This window comes from Methylobacterium sp. WL103, assembly GCF_008039885.1.
GTDB lineage: Bacteria > Pseudomonadota > Alphaproteobacteria > Rhizobiales > Beijerinckiaceae > Methylobacterium > Methylobacterium cerastii.
On the sequence record NZ_VRUX01000812.1, the window covers coordinates 1 to 1535 of the forward strand.

Here is a 1535-nt window from a genome sequence, read left to right on the forward strand (position 1 = left end):
GCCGCGAACCGGGCCAGGACCACCCCCTCCGCCTCGTCGGACGCGACCCGCGCCGCCTCGACGCGCCGGACGCCCATGGCGACCGCCCCGGAGACCTCGATCGCCGCGATCATGGCGAGGGCCGTGATCGCGAAGGCGACCACGACCTCGACGATGGTGAACCCCTCTTCGCCGGGTTCGGCGGGCGGGGCGGGGCGCCGGCCGCTCATGGAAGGTCCCCACGCCGCACGAGGCCCGTCAGCACGCTGACGGACAGGACGACGCCGCCCCCTTGCGCGGCCAGCACGATCCGCCCCCCCGTCGAGCTTCCGTCGGGGAGGAGCCAGATCTCGCCGGGGTCGACCTTGCCGCCCGGCCGCGTCTCCACCGTCACCTGCGCACCGTGGGTCGAGATCGCTCCGGCGCCCGGGCGGGAGCTGAGGAAGCGCTCTGCGCCCGGCTCGAACACCAGCCGCCCACGCCGCCCGGTCCGCATCGCCTCCACCCGCAGCCGGTCGATCTCGGCGGCGATCACGTCGGAGGCGAACGCCATGCGCCGGCCGGCCGAGATGCTGCTCATGCCGCCCAGCGCCAGCGCCGTCGCGATACCCATGATCGCGAGCGTCACGAGCATCTCGATCAGCGTAAAGCCGGCCGTCCCGGAACGGTCGCGGCAGGCCTGAGAGACTTCGTCCTCGGCCCGACCCTGAGGTCCAGGCTCCACGCAGGAGCGTCCGGGAGCACGTGACGGCAGCCATGGCCCGCCGATGCAGAACCGGCGGGCGGACGGCGCTCGGTAACGACTCGAGGCCCGTGGGATTCTCATGGCGATCGATCCATAGGACCCTGCGCTTAAGGTTTGCCACTTCCCGCGCCGGACGAGCGGGTCGAAGGACGACATCGATCGACGGCGGACGCGGCGTCAGAATCCTTGAGGCGCGTGGTGGCCGGCGAGCAAGGCCGCGTGGAGGCCGAGTGCGAGGAAGGGGCCGAACGGCAGTCGGGTCGCCGCCGTGATCCGGGCTCCGGCGAGGCGGCCGACGAGGATCGCGCCGAGCGCCGTGACGCTGGCCGTGAGGACGAGGAGGGGCAGGCCCGCAAGCCCGGTCCAGACGGTGGCGGCGCCGAGGAACTTCACGTCGCCGAGCCCGAGGCCGACGCGGCCGCGCAGCCGCGCATGGAGCGCGCGCAGGCCCAGGAACAGGACGAAGGCGAGGCCGGCCTCGGCCAGCCGCAAGGCGACCGCCGCCATCTCCGGCTCGCGCCAGGCCGCCACCGAGAGCCCGAGCGCGAAGAGGGCGAGGTTGACGAGATCCGGGATGATCCTGTGGCGCAGGTCGAACGCCGTCGCCGTCAACGTGAGCGGCAGCGGCAGGAGCGCCGCCACGAGCGGGGCGCCGAGGATCGCACCGAGACCGTCCTGCACCATCGGGTCAGCGCCTGGCCAGCCGGTCCGCCTCGATCGCGGCGAAGGCATGCCGGCGCATCGGCGGGACGCGCGCCGGCGGAGCCCGGCCGACCGAGACGAGGGCGCTGTCCGGGATGCGGGGCAGGCG

The 1535-nt window shown here is 74.1% G+C and carries 3 protein-coding genes; all 3 read right to left on the reverse strand.

The genetic code is table 11. The annotated features are described in order from the left end of the window. Positions 1–209 (reverse strand): prepilin-type N-terminal cleavage/methylation domain-containing protein (locus FV222_RS25695; protein WP_187277476.1); only part of this gene is annotated, 209 nt, incomplete at its 3' end. Then, complete coding sequence (locus FV222_RS25700) at positions 206–703, reverse strand: prepilin-type N-terminal cleavage/methylation domain-containing protein (RefSeq protein WP_187277477.1); 498 nt, start codon at positions 701–703, stop codon at positions 206–208. The genes FV222_RS25695 and FV222_RS25700, both read right to left, overlap by 4 nt. Before the next feature lie 198 nt (positions 704–901). After that, a complete protein-coding gene (locus FV222_RS25705) occupies positions 902–1408 on the reverse strand; it encodes an A24 family peptidase (RefSeq protein WP_147815978.1) in 507 nt (168 codons plus the stop codon). Positions 1409–1535 lie beyond the last annotated feature (127 nt).